Below are 15,075 nucleotides of genomic sequence, written 5' to 3'. Positions count from 1 at the left end.
CGGGCATGGGCCGACGGGGGCCGGCCATGGCCGTTATTTTCGAGAAAAGTGCACCACCAGCTTGTCGCCGACGGTTTGCAGAATTTGCACCAGGATCAACAGCATCACCACCGTGACCACCATCACATCGGTCTGGAAGCGTTGGTAACCGAAACGGATCGCCAAGTCACCCAGGCCACCGGCACCGACGACACCGGCCATGGCGGTGTAGGAAACCAGTGTAATCGCCGTCACCGTAATCGCCGCGAAAATGCCGGGGCGGGCTTCGGGCAACAGGGCGTTGACGATGATCTGACGCGTGCTGGCGCCCATCGACTGAGTGGCTTCGATGATGCCGCGGTCGACCTCACGCAAGGCGGTTTCCACCAGCCGCGCAAAGAATGGCGTGGCGCCCACGACCAGTGGCGGAATCGCACCGGCCACGCCCAGCGAAGTGCCGGTGAGCAATACGGTGAACGGAATCATCACGATCAACAGAATGATGAACGGCAGCGAACGCAGGATGTTCACGATCAGCGACAGTAGGGCGTACAGGCCCTTTTGTTCGAACAGTTGGCGCGGGCTGGTCAGGAACAGCAGCACGCCCAGCGGCAGGCCGAGCACCACGGTGAAGAACAGCGAGCCGAACAGCATGGTCATGGTGTCGCCAGTGGCGAGCCAGATTTCCGACCAGTCGATATTGGCGAAGAAACTCAACAAAACATCCATTAGCGCAGAACCTCCATGTGGACGTCTGCCGCAGTAAAGCGAGCGAAAGCGGCTTCCATGTCCCCGCCGGTCACGGCGAGGGTCAGTTGGCCGTAGGGCGTATCTTTGATGTGGTCGATGCGACCGGCGAGGATGCTGTAGTCCACCCCCGTTTCACGGGCGACGGTACCCAGCAATGGCGCGTAGGTCGCTTCGCCCTGGAACGTCAGGCGCACGATGCGGCCCGGTACATGGGCGAACACATCGCGTTGCTCACCTTCATCGACCTGCTCGGCTTCTTGCACGAAGCGCTTGGTGGTCGGGTGTTGCGGATGCAGGAACACGTCGGCCACCGAGCCTTGCTCGACGATCACGCCGGCGTCCATCACGGCCACCTGGTCGCACACGCGGCGGATCACGTCCATTTCGTGGGTGATCAGCACGATGGTCAGCTTCAGCTCGCGGTTGATCTCGGCCAGCAATTTCAGCACCGAGGCGGTGGTCTGCGGGTCGAGGGCGCTGGTGGCTTCGTCGCACAGCAGGATTTTTGGCTTGGTCGCCAGGGCGCGGGCGATACCGACGCGCTGTTTCTGGCCGCCCGACAGCTGCGCCGGGTACTTTTTGGCGTGGTCCGACAGGCCGACACGGGCGAGCAACTCAGCCACGCGCAGGTCGATTTCCTTGCGCGACAACTCGCCGGCCAGGGTCAGCGGCAGTGCCACGTTGTCGGCGACGGTCTTGGAAGCCAGCAGGTTGAAGTGCTGGAAGATCATCCCGACCTGCTGACGGAAACGGCGCAGGCCGTTGGCGTCCAGTGTGGTGACTTCTTCGCCATCAACCGTAATCTGGCCGCCGCTCGGTTCTTCGAGGCGGTTGATCAGGCGCAGCAGGGTGCTTTTACCCGCACCCGAATGGCCGATCAAGCCAAACACCTGGCCGTTTTCAACGCGCAGGCTGGTGGGGTGCAGGGCGGGGATATCCTTACCGGCGACGCGGTAGGTTTTATGGACGTTTTGAAACTCGATCACGTAGCGAACCTTGTGGGGCGCATGGAAAAGGGATCAGCGGTTAGCCGGGCGCGCATTTTAGCCTGTCCGTATAGCGTTTCTTAGCATTTATTTCGCATTCATCCAGCGATTTGGCAATAACGCGATCAAAGGTCATAAAAAAGGAACGGCCCAAAACCCCGTCAGTCACTACTTAAGCAACTCAATTTCCCGGGTGCCGTGCCTGGGCCTGAATAAGGAGTTTTGACTGATGAGTACGAAAAAGCCAAAGAGCGAACTCGCCGGAACCGACACCCTGGACCGCAAGAACACCAACGCCAAGTTGCAGGCCCTGGAAGAGTTCCGTTCCGACGCTACCGGCCAAGCCTTGCGCACTAACCAGGGCGTAAAGATTTCCGACAACCAGAACAGCTTGAAGGTCGGTGCGCGCGGGCCTTCGCTGCTTGAAGATTTCATCATGCGTGAAAAAATCACGCACTTTGACCATGAGCGCATCCCGGAGCGCATCGTGCATGCGCGGGGTACAGGCGCCCATGGCTATTTCCAGACGTATGAAAACCATTCTGCTCTGACCAAGGCGGGCTTCCTGCGCGACCCGGGTCACAAAACCCCGGTGTTTACGCGCTTTTCCACTGTGCAGGGCCCGCGTGGTTCGGGCGACACGGTGCGTGACGTGCGCGGTTTTGCCGTGAAGTTCTTCACTGAAGAAGGCAACTTCGACCTGGTCGGCAACAACATGCCGGTCTTTTTCATTCAGGACGCGATCAAGTTTCCTGACTTCGTGCACGCGGTAAAGCCCGAGCCGCACAACGAAATTCCTACGGGCGGCTCGGCGCACGACACGTTCTGGGATTTTGTCTCGCTGCAGCCTGAATCAGCGCACATGGTCATTTGGGCCATGTCTGACCGTGCCATTCCAAAAAGCCTACGCAGCATGCAGGGTTTTGGCGTGCACACCTTCCGCCTGATAAACGCTGAAGGTAAATCCAACTTCGTCAAATTCCACTGGCGCCCTACTGCGGGTACCTGCTCGCTGGTGTGGGACGAGGCGCAGAAACTTGCGGGTAAAGACACCGATTTCCATCGTCGCGATCTGTGGGACGCCATCGAGATGGGCGACTACCCGGAGTGGGAACTGGGTGTGCAGGTGATTCCAGAGGACAAGGAGCATGCCTTCGACTTCGACATCCTCGACCCCACCAAGCTGATCCCTGAAGAGCTGGTACCGATCACGCCGCTGGGCAAAATGGTGCTTAACCGCAACCCGGACAACTTCTTCGCTGAGGTCGAGCAGGTAGCCTTCTGCCCCGGCCATATCGTGCCGGGTATCGACTTCTCCAATGACCCGTTGCTGCAAGGTCGGCTGTTTTCCTACACCGATACGCAGATCAGCCGACTGGGGGGGCCGAATTTTCACGAGTTGCCGATCAACCGGCCGGTCGCGCCGTTTCACAACGGCCAGCGCGACGCCATGCACCGCACCACCATCGACAAGGGGCGCGCGGCCTACGAGCCCAACTCCATTGATGGCGGCTGGCCCAAAGAAACGCCGCCTGCGGCGCAGGATGGTGGTTTTGAGTCCTATCACGAGCGCATCGATGCTCACAAAGTGCGCGAGCGCAGTGAGTCGTTCGGCGACCACTTCTCCCAGGCGCGCCTGTTTTTCCGCAGCATGAGCAAGCACGAGCAAGAGCACATCATCGCGGCGTACAGTTTTGAGTTGGGCAAGGTGGAGCGTGAGTTTATTCGTGCGCGTCAGGTCAACGAGATTCTGGCCAACATTGACCTTGAGCTGGCCAAGCGCGTGGCGCAGAACCTTGGGTTGCCAGTGCCGAAGAAAGGCACGGTGCCAGAGCGCGAGACGTCATTGGCCCGCTCGCCGGCGTTGAGCCAGGCGAACTTGCTCCCGGGCAATATCAAGACACGCAAGGTGGCGATCCTCGCGGCGAATGGCGTGGACGGCGCAGCCATTGCGGCGTTGAAGAAAGCGCTTGAAGCAGAAGGTGCGCACGCTAAATTGCTGGGGCCGACTTCTGCGCCGGTGACCACTGCCGATGGCAAGAGCCTGCCAGTGGACGCGTCGATGGAGGGTTTGCCTTCGGTGGCATTCGACGCGGTGTTCATTCCGGGTGGCAAAGAGTCGGTGAAGGCCCTGAGTGGCGACGGCGTGGCGTTGCATTACGTGCTGGAGGCTTACAAGCACCTGAAGGCGATTGCGGTGGCCAGTGATGTGAAGCCGTTGCTGGAGCTGTTGAAGCTGGAGGCGGATGCGGGCTTGATCGTGGGGGCGGATGCCAAGGCGTTCAAGGCGTTCTTTGCTGCGATTGCCCAGCATCGGGTTTGGGATCGGGAGGCTAAGACCAAGGCGATTCCGGCTTGAGTTAGTGGTTGTTTGTTGGATCGCTATCGCAGGCAAGCCAGCTCCCACATTTGAATGTATTCACCGTTCAAATGTGGGAGCTGGCTTGCCTGCGATGCTTTTTGCTTTATCAGGCCTTGCGCGGAATCAGCACAACCTGCGCCGGAATCCTCTTCAAGATCTGCCGGTGAATCTTCAGGTCATACCCCGAATCAATCCGTTTAACCCGTTTGGTCAGCAAGGTGGCCAGCCACGGGTAATCCTCGGTGCGCGGTGCCTGAATACTTACATCACACTGGTAATTCACCACATCGGTGGCGATCGCATCCAGTTGGTGGCGAAGTTCCTCAATATCGGTGAGGTTCAACGCAACCGTGGTGCTTTCAGCCGCCGGGTCGATGACCTTGGCCACCGGCTTGGCTTCGGCAGCCTTCAAGGCAGCTTCGGCCTGGTCCAGCTCGGCTTTGCGGGCGTGGCTGATGGCGCTGTTGACGCCGCCGGTCAGCGCTGGCGCCTTGGGCATCAGCGCACGGGCGCGGCTCAGGGCAGTGGCGGCGGCGTTGACGTCACCTTTTTGCAGCACGATCTGGCTGCGCTGCAGGTAGGCTTCGGCCAATTGGCGCTGGTAGGTTTCCAGCGCGGGGTCGTTAGGCGATTGCGCCTGCAGCGCGGCCAATTCGTCTTCAGCGGTGGCCAGCTCACTGCTGGCCAGGTTTTGCTCCAGCTGCGCGATGGCCGCAGCGCGAGCGTCCGGCACCTCGGGGGCGGCGGGCGGTGTGCTTTGACAGGCGCCCAGCAGCAGTGAAAATGCGGCAAGGAGCAGATAACGGGAGGTGAACAGCTTCATTCCTGCGACTCTCTAATTGCGCAAAAAGCGAGCAAGTCTACACCCCTCGACGGGGCAGAACAAAACTCAGCAGAAACAGGGCGGCCGCCGTAACCACAATCGATGGCCCCGCTGGCGTGTCCTTGAACCAGGACAGCGCCAGGCCCCCGCACACGGCGAGCATCCCCAGCAGGCTGGCGCCGATGGCCATCTGCTCCGGTGAACGGGCGTGGCGCTGGGCGGCGGCGGCGGGAATGATCAGCAGCGACGTGATCAACAATACGCCGACAATCTTCATCGCGACAGCAATCACCACCGCGATCAACAGCATCAAGGTCATGCGCAGCGCCGGCACGGGCAGGCCTTCCACGGTGGCGAGTTCCTCGTGCACGGTGATCGCCAGCAAGGGGCGCCACAGGGTCACGAGCAGCACCAGCACGGCTGCGCTGCCGCCGAGGATCCACGCCAGGTCGGTCGGGCTGATCGCCAGCAGGTCGCCGAACAGGTAGGCCATCAGGTCGATGCGCACTTCGTGCATGAAGCTCAGGACGACGAGGCCCAGCGACAATGTGCTCGGCGCCAGGATGCCCAACAAAGTGTCCGAGGCCAGTGGCTGGCGCTGTTGCAGGGTCACCAGCAGCACTGCCAGCAACAGGCAGCCGACAGTCACGGCGATGGTTGGGCTTACGTCCAGCAAAAAGCCCATGGCCACGCCCAGCAGCGCGGCGTGCGACAACGTGTCGCCGAAATAGGCCATGCGCCGCCACACCACAAACGAGCCCAAGGGGCCCGCCACCAACGCCAAAGCCAAGCCTGCCAGCAGGGCGTAGAGCAGAAAATCAGCCATGCTTGCAGCTATCTCCATGAACGTGAGCGTGAGGTGTGGCGGGGTCGTCGACCACGGCGCCGTGCAAATCGTGGGCGTGATCGTGATGGTGATGGTAGATCGCCAGGCTTTGCGCGTTCTTGCCGAACAGCTCGACGAACGCCGGGTCGCCGCTGACCTGTTCCGGGTGGCCGGAGCAGCACACGTGGCGGTTGAGGCACACCACCTGGTCGGTGGTGCTCATGACCAGATGCAGGTCGTGGGAGACCATCAGCACGCCGCAGCCATGGCGGTCGCGCAGGCGGGTGATCAGGCTGTACAGCTCGGCCTGGCCGGCGACGTCGACGCCCTGAACGGGTTCATCCAGCACCAGCAGTTCAGGCTCGCGCAGCAGGGCGCGGGCGAGCAGTACGCGCTGCATCTCGCCGCCGGAGATGCTCTGCACCGGGCTGTCGATCACCTGTTCGGCGCCGACTTCCTTGAGCGCAGCCTGGGCGCGGGCACGGTCTACACCGGGCACCAGGCGCAGAAAACGCAGTACAGACAGGGGCAGCGTTGGGTCGACATGCAGCTTTTGCGGCATGTAACCGACGCGCAGCTTGGGCTTACGCCATACGGTGCCGCTGTCGGGCTTGAGCAGGCCGAGCACGGCGCGAACCAAGGTTGTCTTGCCGGCGCCGTTAGGGCCGATCAACGTGACGATCTGCCCCGGCTCCACGCTCAGCGCGATGTTATCCAGCACGTTTTGCCCGGCGAACGTGACCCCGACCTGCTCCAGGCGGATTAGCGCATTGCTCATCAGGCCCCCTGGCAGCCCGAGCACAGGCCGACGACTTCGACCGTTTGCCCTTCGACCTTGAAGCCGACGTCCGTCGAGCTTTTGATAATGGCGTCGCTGATGCTTTTTTGTTCAAGTTCGATGGCGGCGTGGCACTCGCGGCAAATCAGGAACTGGCCCTGGTGCGCGTGCTCCGGGTGGCTGCAACCGACGAAGGCGTTCAGCGAGGCGATGCGGTGCACCAGGCCGTTTTCCAGCAGGAAATCCAGCGCGCGGTACACGGTCGGCGGCGCGGCGCGGCGGCCGTCTTGCTCGCTGAGCACGCCGAGAATGTCGTAGGCGCCCAGTGGCTTATGGCTCTGCCACACCAGCTCCAGCACGCGCCGACGCAGGGCAGTCAGCCGCAGGCCTTGGCGCAGGCACAGCGCTTCGGCTTCCGACAGCGCGGCGTGCACGCAGTGAGAGTGGTCGTGGGGACGGCTGGCAAGCGGTGTTTTAGGCATGAGCGGCGACAGACATTTGATAGAGACGTTATTATGTTACCCGTTCCTACGCCATTGAGTGGTCATCGTGTCCCGACTTTTTCCCGTTTTTGTCGTATTTGTCACCAGTTTGTTTATTGCGGGCGCCGCTCAGGCCGAGGTCAAGGTGCTGACCAGCATCAAGCCATTGCAGCTGATTGCCGCCGCTGTGCAGGACGGCGTGGCGATTCCAGAGGTGCTGTTGCCGCCGGGCGCGTCGCCGCATAACTACGCCTTGCGACCATCCGACGTACGGCGCGTGCAGTCGGTAGACCTGCTGTATTGGATCGGCCCGGACATGGAAAGCTTCCTGCCGCGCGTGTTGAAAGGCCGCAGCTTGCCGACAGTCGCCGTGCAGGACTTGCCGGGCATGAAGCTGCGTCGTTTCGCCGAGGATAGCCACTCTCATGCCGATGATGCCGACGAGCATGACCACGACCACCGTCCGGGCAGCCTGGATGCGCATTTGTGGTTGTCGACGGTCAATGCACGGGTGATCGCGGCGCGCATGGCGGCGGATCTCAGCGCTGTCGACCCGACCAATGCGGCGCGTTATCAAAGCAACGTGAAGGCGTTCGATGAGCGGCTGGATGCGCTGGATGCGCGTTTGAAAGCGCGCTTGGCGGCGGTGGGCGACAAGCCTTACTTCGTGTTCCACGAGGCATTTGATTACTTCGAAGACGCCTACGGGCTCAAGCACACCGGCGTGTTCAGTGTGGCCGCCGAAGTGCAGCCCGGTGCCCAGCATGTGGCGGCGATGCGCACGCGGTTGCAGGAAGTCGGCAAGACCTGTGTGTTCAGCGAGCCGCCGTTGCGTCCGCGTTTGGCCGAGACGCTGGTGGCGGGGTTGCCGGTGAAGCTGGCGGAGCTGGATGCGTTGGGGGGTTACACACCGGCGACGGCTCAGGGGTATGAGCAGGTACTGGAAAAGCTGGGGAATGACTTGGCCGGGTGCCTGGAGTCGCTGTAATACCTGTGGGAGCTGGCTTGCCTGCGATAGCGGTGTGTCAGTCGCCATCGCTATCGCAGGCAAGCCAGCTGCCACATTGACCGAGCAGGTCTTTAAAGCGCAAACGGCAGGTGAATCGTGACCTGCTGACGCTGCGCCAACCGGTGCTCAAACTCCGCCGGGTCATGAATCAACACATCCTGCCCGGCAAACGACTCCGCCGCGATCAGGCGTGACAGCCAAAACCGCACACACGCCACGCGCAGCATGGTCGGCCATAGCTCGGCTTCCTTCGCGGTAAACGGTCGCAGGCCTGCATAAGCCCCCAGCAGCGCACGAGCGCGCTGCCCGTCAAGCACGCCGTCGGCGTCCGAGCACCAGTCATTCAGGGCGATGGCCACGTCGTACAGCATCGGGCCGGAGCAGGCGTTGTAGAAGTCGATCAGGCCTGTGAGGTGCGTGCCTTCGAACATCGCGTTGTCACGGAACAGGTCGGCGTGCACGTTGGCGCGCGGCAGGGCGAGGATCTGAGCCTTGTGCGCTTCGATCTCGGTCAGTGCGTCTTGCAGCAGGCGTTGCTGCGCGTCGTTCAAGTGCGAAATCAGCTGCGCGCCTTCACTGAGCATCCAGTCCAGCCCGCGATCGGTCTTGCGCTCCAGCACTTTCTCGCCCTGGGTTGCCAGGTGCAGATGGCCGAGCAGGTCGCCGACCTGGGCGCAGTGTTGTGCGTTGGCGTCTTTGATGTGCTTGCCGGCCAGGCGCGGTTGCAGCAGTGCCGGTTTGCCTTTCAGTTCGCGCAGCGCCACGCCGTCGGTGGTGCGCAGGGCGTAAGGCACAGGCAGGTCGGCATCGTGGAGCACGTCAAGCAGTTCGATGAAGAACGGCATTTCGGCGACCGGGCCGCGCTCAACCAGGGTCAGGACGAACTCGCCCTGTTCCAGGCTGATGAAAAAGTTGGTGTTTTCGCTACCGGCGGCAATCCCCTGGAAATCAAGCAGGCGGCCAAGCCCGTAAGGGGCGAGAAAGGTTTCCAGCTCGGGCCGAGCCAGGGGGGTGAACACAGACATGGTTAAAACTGCCAGTACGGGCGCCGCAGCGTGCGGCGCCAATTTAAGTTAAGAAATCATTTCCATTCGAAGATCTTCCATGACGGGATCAGCATATCCGGCTGGTCAGAGCGGATGAAGTTTGCGTCGGTTCCGTCGGCGCGCACCAGAAAATACGGGGGTGCGCCCTTTACCGTGACCTTGATCGCGTACAGGAAGCCGTTTTGGCGGTACTCCTGGATGGTTCTGTTGCCTTCCGTGCGAATGGTCACTTCCGGATCGCCCGAAGGGGCACTGTCTGCCGCCATGGCAGCCATCGGGGCGAATGCAATCAAGCCAGTGAACAGCAGGCGATTGAATGTACGCATGATAACCTTGTCCCTTTGTCGTCATTGGTCCGGCTATTCTAGCGCCTGACCCGCCGAAAAGGTTGATTCTGCTCATGAGCCAAGCACCCCTCGTCCTGGTGGACGGTTCGTCCTATCTGTACCGCGCGTTCCACGCGCTGCCACCGCTGACCACTTCCAAAGGCCTGCCGACCGGCGCGGTCAAGGGCGTGTTGAACATGCTCAAGAGCCTGCGCAAGCAGTATCCCGACAGCCCGTTTGCCGTCGTTTTCGACGCCAAGGGTGGGACTTTTCGCGATGACATGTACGCCGAGTACAAGGCCAACCGCCCGAGCATGCCCGATGACATGCGTCTGCAGATCGAACCACTGCACCAAAGCGTGATTGCCCTGGGCTTCCCGTTGTTGTGCGTGACAGGCGTGGAGGCTGATGACGTGATCGGCACCCTGGCCCGCAGCAGCGCAGCGGCCAGCCGCCCGGTGGTGATTTCCACCGGCGATAAAGACATGGCGCAACTGGTGGACGGGCACATTACCTTGGTCAACACCATGACCGGTAGTTCGATGGACATCGAGGGCGTTAAGGAGAAATTCGGCGTCGCTCCCGAGCAGATCATCGATTATCTGGCGTTGATGGGCGATTCGTCCGACAACATTCCGGGCGTTCCAGGTATTGGTCCCAAGACGGCTTCCGGCCTGCTGATGGGCGTGAATGGCGGGATCAAAGAGCTGTATGAGCAGTTGGACATAGTGCCGACCCTGCCAATCCGTGGCGCCAAGACGCTGCCGGCCAAGCTGGAAGAGCACAAGGAATCGGCGTTTTTGTCCTACCAGTTGGCGACGATCAAATGCGACGTGCCTCTGGACGTGGGCCTGGACGACCTGCACCTGATTGAACCGGACCGTGAAAAGCTGCTGGAGCTGTACCAGTTGCTGGAGTTCAAGAGCTGGATCGACGAGATTCAGCGCGATGCCAAGCGTGTGGAGCTCAGCACGGCTCCTGCCGCCGAAGCGGTTGTTGAAGAAGTGGCTGCGGCGCCTGTCGAGACGAGCTATACCACGATCCTCGATCAAGCGACTTTTGAGCTCTGGCTGAAGAAACTCAACAACGCCAAATTGTTTGCGTTTGATACCGAAACCACCGGCATCGACGCCCAGCAGGCACAGTTGGTTGGGGTTTCCTTAGCCGTGCAGCCTTATGAAGCGGCCTACATTCCGCTGACCCACTCCTACATCGGCGCGCCGGAGCAACTGGACCGCGATACGGTGCTGCTCGCGCTGAAACCGCTGCTGGAAGACCCGACCAAACTCAAGGTCGGCCAGCACGCCAAGTTTGACATGAACATCCTGGCCAATTGCGCCATCGGCGGTGACCCGGCCCAAGGCATCACCGTGCGCGGCATCGCGTTCGATACCATGCTTGAATCCTATGTGCTGAACTCCACCGCGACCCGGCACGACATGGACAGCCTGGCGAAGAAGTACCTGGACTACGACACCGTCAGTTTCCAGGACATCGCCGGCAAAGGCGCCAAACAACTGACCTTCGACCAGATTGCCCTTGAGCAGGCTGGCCCTTACGCCGCCGAAGATGCCGACGTGACACTGCGCCTGCATCAAGCGTTGCATGCACAACTGGCCGCTATTCCGACCCTGGCCAGCGTGCTGACCGACATCGAAATCCCCTTGGTTCCGGTGCTGGCGCGGATTGAGCGCCAGGGCGCGCTGGTGGACTCGAAGTTGCTGGGCGTGCAGAGCATCGAGCTGGGCGACAAGATGGTCGAGCTGGAGCGCCAGGCGTTCGAGATCGCCGGCGAGGAATTTAACCTCGGCTCGCCCAAGCAGCTCGGTGCCATTCTTTACGAAAAACTCGGGCTACCGGTGCTGAAGAAGACGGGCAAGGGCCAGGCGTCTACCGCAGAAGAAGTGCTGGCCAAGCTGGCTGAAGATGACTTTTTGCTGCCAAAAGTGCTGATGGAATACCGCAGCATGAGCAAGCTGAAAAGCACCTACACCGACCGCCTGCCGGAGCAGATCAACCCGCGTACCGGGCGTATTCATACGTCTTATCATCAGGCGGTGGCGGCGACCGGGCGCTTGTCTTCCAGTGATCCGAACCTGCAGAACATCCCTGTGCGTACCGCTGAAGGGCGGCGGATCCGTCAGGCGTTTGTCGCGCCAAAAGGTTACAAGCTGCTGGCGGCGGACTATTCGCAGATCGAGCTGCGGATCATGGCGCACCTGTCCAAGGACGAAGGGTTGATGAATGCCTTTCGCAACGACCTGGACGTGCACACGGCCACGGCGGCCGAAGTGTTCAAGGTTGAACTGGCCGAGGTCACGTCCAATCAGCGTCGCAGCGCCAAGGCGATCAACTTTGGCCTGATCTACGGCATGGGGGCGCAGAAGCTCGGCAAGGATATTGGCGTCGATACCAAGACCGCCAAGGCGTACATCGACGTGTACTTCGCCCGCTATCCCGGGGTTCGCGAGTACATGGAGCGCACTCGCGCGCAGGCCGCGGATCAGGGTTTTGTCGAAACCATCTTCGGTCGGCGCCTGTATGTGCCGGACATCAACTCCAATAAGCCTCAGGACCGTGCAGCTGCAGAGCGCACGGCGATCAACGCGCCGATGCAGGGTACGGCGGCAGACATCATCAAGAAGGCCATGGTGCGCGTCGACAACTGGCTGACCGAGTCCGGCCTGGATGCCAAAGTGATCCTGCAGGTGCACGATGAACTGGTGGTGGAGGTGCGTGAGGACCTGGTGGCTGAAGTCAGCGAGAAGATTCGCGAGCACATGAGTGCTGCGGCGCGGTTGGACGTACCATTGGTGGTCGACGTAGGTGTGGGCGATAACTGGGATGAAGCACACTGATTCAGGGGGGTTGCCACCACCGAGCGTGGTGGCAGAGTGCTTTAGATCGGATATCGCCTTCAGTTATTTCCAATAGTTTTTTGAGCGTGCCGGAACTTAACCCGTGAACTGCTACTCAGAGTTACTGAATGGGTGGTGAAGCCCTTCAATGCTCCTATGTTGTGTTAAGTGTTGGCAGATATCTGGACCCCGCCCTAGCGGTCCAGAGCTTGAACCCCGAACTTCCCCTCCCCATACGAAGTCCGGGGTTTTTTTTGCCCGCCGAAAAGTTATTCCGCGATTTCAGCGCCTTTGTCTGCCAATTCCATCCAGCCAGCCAAGACCGTGTAGGCCTCTTCCAGGCCCATGCGTTTTGGTGCCGAGAACAGCTGGATGGTGATCGCATCACCCCAACCTTTACGAATTTCAGACTGCACTTTGAGCAAGGTGTTCTTGGCGGCGCCGTAAGTGAGCTTGTCGGCTTTGGTCAGCAAGATGTGCATCGGCATACCGCTGGCGACGGCCCAGTCGAGCATCAGCAGGTCGAAGTCGGTCATTGGATGACGGATGTCCATCATCAGGATCAGACCCTTCAAACTCTCGCGGCCACCCAGGTAAGCCTCCAGGTGACGCTGCCAGTGCAGCTTCAACGGGATAGGTACTTTTGCGTAACCGTAGCCCGGCAGGTCGACCAGACGCCGATCATCGTCTAGCTTGAAGAAATTGAGAAGTTGCGTGCGACCCGGGGTTTTCGAGGTGCGCGCCAGGCTGGCGTGAGTCAGGGTGTTCAGCGCGCTGGATTTACCGGCGTTGGAACGACCGGCAAAGGCGACTTCAAAGCCTTCGTCATCGGGGCATTGGTCAACTTTGGCGGCGCTGAGCATGAACGTGGACTGTTGGCACAGACCGAGGGTGGGATTCTTGAGTTGCATGAGATTTCCGATGTGGGCGGTGCCGAGAAAGGGTGCGGCAAGCGGTGTCGTTTCCGTTTCAGTAGCGCCAGTATATAATGCCGCAGATTTTGTGTGTGCTTTGTCCCAGCGAAGGATGAAGTTCACGGGAGCGAAAGACCTTCATTGCGCATTAGAACGCAAAACGCTCTCAAACCCTGAAAAGGTCGATGTATGACCCGTTGGTTGCTCGCTTTTGGTGTCCTGATTCCGCTTTATGGCGCTCAGGCTACACAGGATCCGGAAGCGGTGTACAACCGAGTTTGCGTGGCTTGCCATGCCGGCCAGCTGCCCAACGCCCCCAAACGGGGTGATCAGGCAGCCTGGCAGCCAAGACTGGCCAAGGGCATGGACACGTTGGTGCAACACGTGACCCAGGGTTTCAAGGCAATGCCGCCGCGTGGTTTGTGCATGGACTGCAGTACTGAGGATTACCAGGCCATCATTGAAATGATGGTGAGTAAACCCGGTAGATAACTCTTAAACCCCTTAGCCGTAGTTGGATTAGCTGATGAACAAACTGATCGTGAGTCTGCTGTTGACCTTGGGCATCACCGGTGTTGCCCATGCTGCAGGCGACGCTACAGCCGGCCAGGCGAAAGCCGCCGTGTGTGGTGCTTGCCATGGACCGGACGGCAACAGCCCGGCGCCGAACTTTCCCAAACTGGCGGGTCAGGGCGAACGCTACCTGATCAAACAGATGCACGACATCAAGGACGGCAAGCGCACGGTGCTGGAAATGACCGGCCTGCTGACCAACCTCAGCGATCAGGACCTGGCGGATATCGCGGCGTATTTTGCCAGCCAGCACGGCAGTGTGGGAGCTGCCGATCCTAAAACGGTCGCTCACGGCGAAGAGTTGTTCCGTGGTGGCAACCTGGAAAAAGGCATGCCTTCCTGCCTCGGTTGCCACTCGCCTAACGGCGCAGGCCTTGCCGCTGCAGGCTTCCCGCACTTGAGCGGCCAGCATGCGCAGTACATTGCCAAGCAGCTGACGGACTTCCGTGAAGGTAATCGGACCAACGATGGCGATACCAAAATCATGCAGACGATCGCCAACAAATTGAGCAACAAGGATATCGAAGCGGTTTCCCAGTACATCCAGGGTCTGCATTGATCGTAACAGTACGTTAACGCTCGATTAATCCATCGATGCAAGCATAAAAAGGGTGGCTTAGGCCGCCCTTTTTTGTGGCCGGTGCCGTTACACTAACGAACTCATGTCCGCGTAGACCTGTCACAACAAAGGTCGCGTGAGGCGACTTTATTTGTCCAGGAGTAAAGCATGCGTAATCTGATCCTCAGCGCCGCTCTCGTCACTGCCAGCCTCTTCGGCATGACCGCACAAGCTGCCGACGTGCCGCTTGAAGCCGGTAAAACCTACGTTGAATTGGCTAACCCGGTACCGGTTTCGGTGCCCGGCAAGATCGAAGTGGTGGAGCTGTTCTGGTACGGCTGCCCGCATTGCTACGCATTCGAGCCAACCATCAACCCATGGGTTGAGAAATTGCCTTCCGACGTGAACTTCAAACGTATTCCAGCCATGTTCGGCGGCCCATGGGATGCCCACGGCCAATTGTTCCTGACCCTGGAAGCCATGGGTGTCGAGCATAAGGTCCACAACGCCGTATTCGACGCGATCCAGAAACAAGGCAAGCGCCTGACCAAGCCTGACGAAATGGCTGACTTTGTCGCCACCCAGGGCGTCGACAAAGATAAATTCCTGGCCACCTTCAACTCCTTCGCTATCCAGGGTCAGATCAAACAGGCCAAGGAACTCGCGCAGAAGTATGGCGTGCAAGGCGTACCGACCATGATCGTCAACGGCAAATATCGCTTTGACCTGGGCACCACGGGTGGTCCTGAGCAAACCCTGAACGTTGCCGACCAGCTGATCGCCAAAGAACGCGCAGCCAAATAA

15 protein-coding genes are annotated in these 15,075 nt (G+C 60.3%); 6 read left to right on the top strand and 9 right to left on the bottom strand.

What is annotated here, in order from left to right:
- Positions 1 to 33: 33 nt before the first annotated feature.
- On the bottom strand, positions 34 to 708 hold the full coding sequence (locus AB4P94_RS06095; RefSeq protein ID WP_395609823.1) for a methionine ABC transporter permease: 675 nt from the start codon (positions 706 to 708) through the stop codon (positions 34 to 36).
- On the bottom strand, positions 708 to 1,715 hold the full coding sequence (locus tag AB4P94_RS06090; protein WP_395609822.1) for a methionine ABC transporter ATP-binding protein: 1,008 nt from the start codon (positions 1,713 to 1,715) through the stop codon (positions 708 to 710). The genes AB4P94_RS06095 and AB4P94_RS06090 overlap by 1 nt, the downstream gene beginning before the upstream one ends.
- 229 nt (positions 1,716 to 1,944) lie before the next feature.
- Here AB4P94_RS06090 and katE point away from each other — a divergent pair, with 229 nt between their 5' ends.
- The gene (gene katE, locus AB4P94_RS06085) at positions 1,945 to 4,074 is read left to right on the top strand and encodes a catalase HPII (protein WP_395609821.1); all 2,130 of its coding nucleotides are present in this window, start codon (positions 1,945 to 1,947) and stop codon (positions 4,072 to 4,074) included.
- A gap of 109 nt (positions 4,075 to 4,183) precedes the next feature.
- Here the strand turns inward: katE and AB4P94_RS06080 are convergent, their stop codons facing one another.
- The 4 genes from AB4P94_RS06080 to AB4P94_RS06065 are packed head-to-tail and all read right to left on the bottom strand — an operon-like array spanning position 4,184 to position 6,986.
- Positions 4,184 to 4,900, bottom strand: a complete 717-nt coding sequence (locus AB4P94_RS06080; RefSeq protein WP_395609820.1) for a PA5502 family lipoprotein — start codon at positions 4,898 to 4,900, stop codon at positions 4,184 to 4,186.
- A gap of 37 nt (positions 4,901 to 4,937) precedes the next feature.
- On the bottom strand, positions 4,938 to 5,726 hold the full coding sequence (znuB, locus tag AB4P94_RS06075) for a zinc ABC transporter permease subunit ZnuB (RefSeq protein ID WP_058421933.1): 789 nt from the start codon (positions 5,724 to 5,726) through the stop codon (positions 4,938 to 4,940).
- A complete protein-coding gene (gene znuC / locus AB4P94_RS06070) occupies positions 5,719 to 6,504 on the bottom strand; it encodes a zinc ABC transporter ATP-binding protein ZnuC (protein ID WP_395609819.1) in 786 nt (261 codons plus the stop codon). Before znuC ends, znuB begins: the two co-directional genes overlap by 8 nt.
- The gene (locus AB4P94_RS06065) at positions 6,504 to 6,986 is read right to left on the bottom strand and encodes a Fur family transcriptional regulator (protein ID WP_395609818.1); all 483 of its coding nucleotides are present in this window, start codon (positions 6,984 to 6,986) and stop codon (positions 6,504 to 6,506) included. Before AB4P94_RS06065 ends, znuC begins: the two co-directional genes overlap by 1 nt.
- A 58-nt stretch (positions 6,987 to 7,044) precedes the next feature.
- On the opposite strand from AB4P94_RS06065, the gene AB4P94_RS06060 reads away from it, so the two are divergent.
- Entirely contained in the window at positions 7,045 to 7,974 is a 930-nt protein-coding gene (locus AB4P94_RS06060; protein ID WP_395609817.1) for a zinc ABC transporter substrate-binding protein, read from the top strand.
- A 92-nt stretch (positions 7,975 to 8,066) separates the two neighbouring features.
- On the opposite strand, the gene AB4P94_RS06055 is transcribed toward AB4P94_RS06060, so the two are convergent.
- Together AB4P94_RS06055 and AB4P94_RS06050 are read right to left on the bottom strand one after the other, a co-directional pair.
- A complete protein-coding gene (locus AB4P94_RS06055) occupies positions 8,067 to 9,020 on the bottom strand; it encodes a homoserine kinase (protein ID WP_395609816.1) in 954 nt (317 codons plus the stop codon).
- Between the two features lie 56 nt (positions 9,021 to 9,076).
- On the bottom strand, positions 9,077 to 9,367 hold the full coding sequence (locus tag AB4P94_RS06050; RefSeq protein ID WP_395609815.1) for a DUF2782 domain-containing protein: 291 nt from the start codon (positions 9,365 to 9,367) through the stop codon (positions 9,077 to 9,079).
- A gap of 74 nt (positions 9,368 to 9,441) precedes the next feature.
- Between AB4P94_RS06050 and polA the strand changes: the two genes are divergently transcribed.
- The gene (polA, locus tag AB4P94_RS06045; protein ID WP_395609814.1) at positions 9,442 to 12,225 is read left to right on the top strand and encodes a DNA polymerase I; all 2,784 of its coding nucleotides are present in this window, start codon (positions 9,442 to 9,444) and stop codon (positions 12,223 to 12,225) included.
- 269 nt (positions 12,226 to 12,494) lie between these two features.
- Here polA and yihA read toward each other — a convergent pair whose 3' ends face one another.
- A complete protein-coding gene (gene yihA / locus AB4P94_RS06040; protein ID WP_395609813.1) occupies positions 12,495 to 13,136 on the bottom strand; it encodes a ribosome biogenesis GTP-binding protein YihA/YsxC in 642 nt (213 codons plus the stop codon).
- 192 nt (positions 13,137 to 13,328) lie between these two features.
- On the opposite strand from yihA, the gene AB4P94_RS06035 reads away from it, so the two are divergent.
- The 3 genes from AB4P94_RS06035 to dsbA all read left to right on the top strand — a co-directional run bounded on the left by AB4P94_RS06035 (position 13,329) and on the right by dsbA (position 15,075).
- Positions 13,329 to 13,631: a cytochrome c5 family protein gene (locus tag AB4P94_RS06035; protein ID WP_078740000.1), complete on the top strand. Its 303-nt coding sequence runs from the start codon at positions 13,329 to 13,331 to the stop codon at positions 13,629 to 13,631.
- 34 nt (positions 13,632 to 13,665) lie between these two features.
- Positions 13,666 to 14,271 (top strand): c-type cytochrome, encoded by a 606-nt coding sequence (locus AB4P94_RS06030; protein WP_395609812.1) that lies wholly within the window; start codon positions 13,666 to 13,668, stop codon positions 14,269 to 14,271.
- Positions 14,272 to 14,439: 168 nt separating this feature from the next.
- A complete protein-coding gene (gene dsbA, locus AB4P94_RS06025) occupies positions 14,440 to 15,075 on the top strand; it encodes a thiol:disulfide interchange protein DsbA (RefSeq protein WP_078740002.1) in 636 nt (211 codons plus the stop codon).

The sequence above is a fragment of the Pseudomonas sp. B22129 genome (genome assembly GCF_044218875.1).
In the GTDB taxonomy this organism is placed as follows: domain Bacteria; phylum Pseudomonadota; class Gammaproteobacteria; order Pseudomonadales; family Pseudomonadaceae; genus Aquipseudomonas.
The sequence above is the reverse complement of the archived record's forward strand: the minus strand, read 5'-3'. Positions and strand labels throughout refer to the sequence as shown.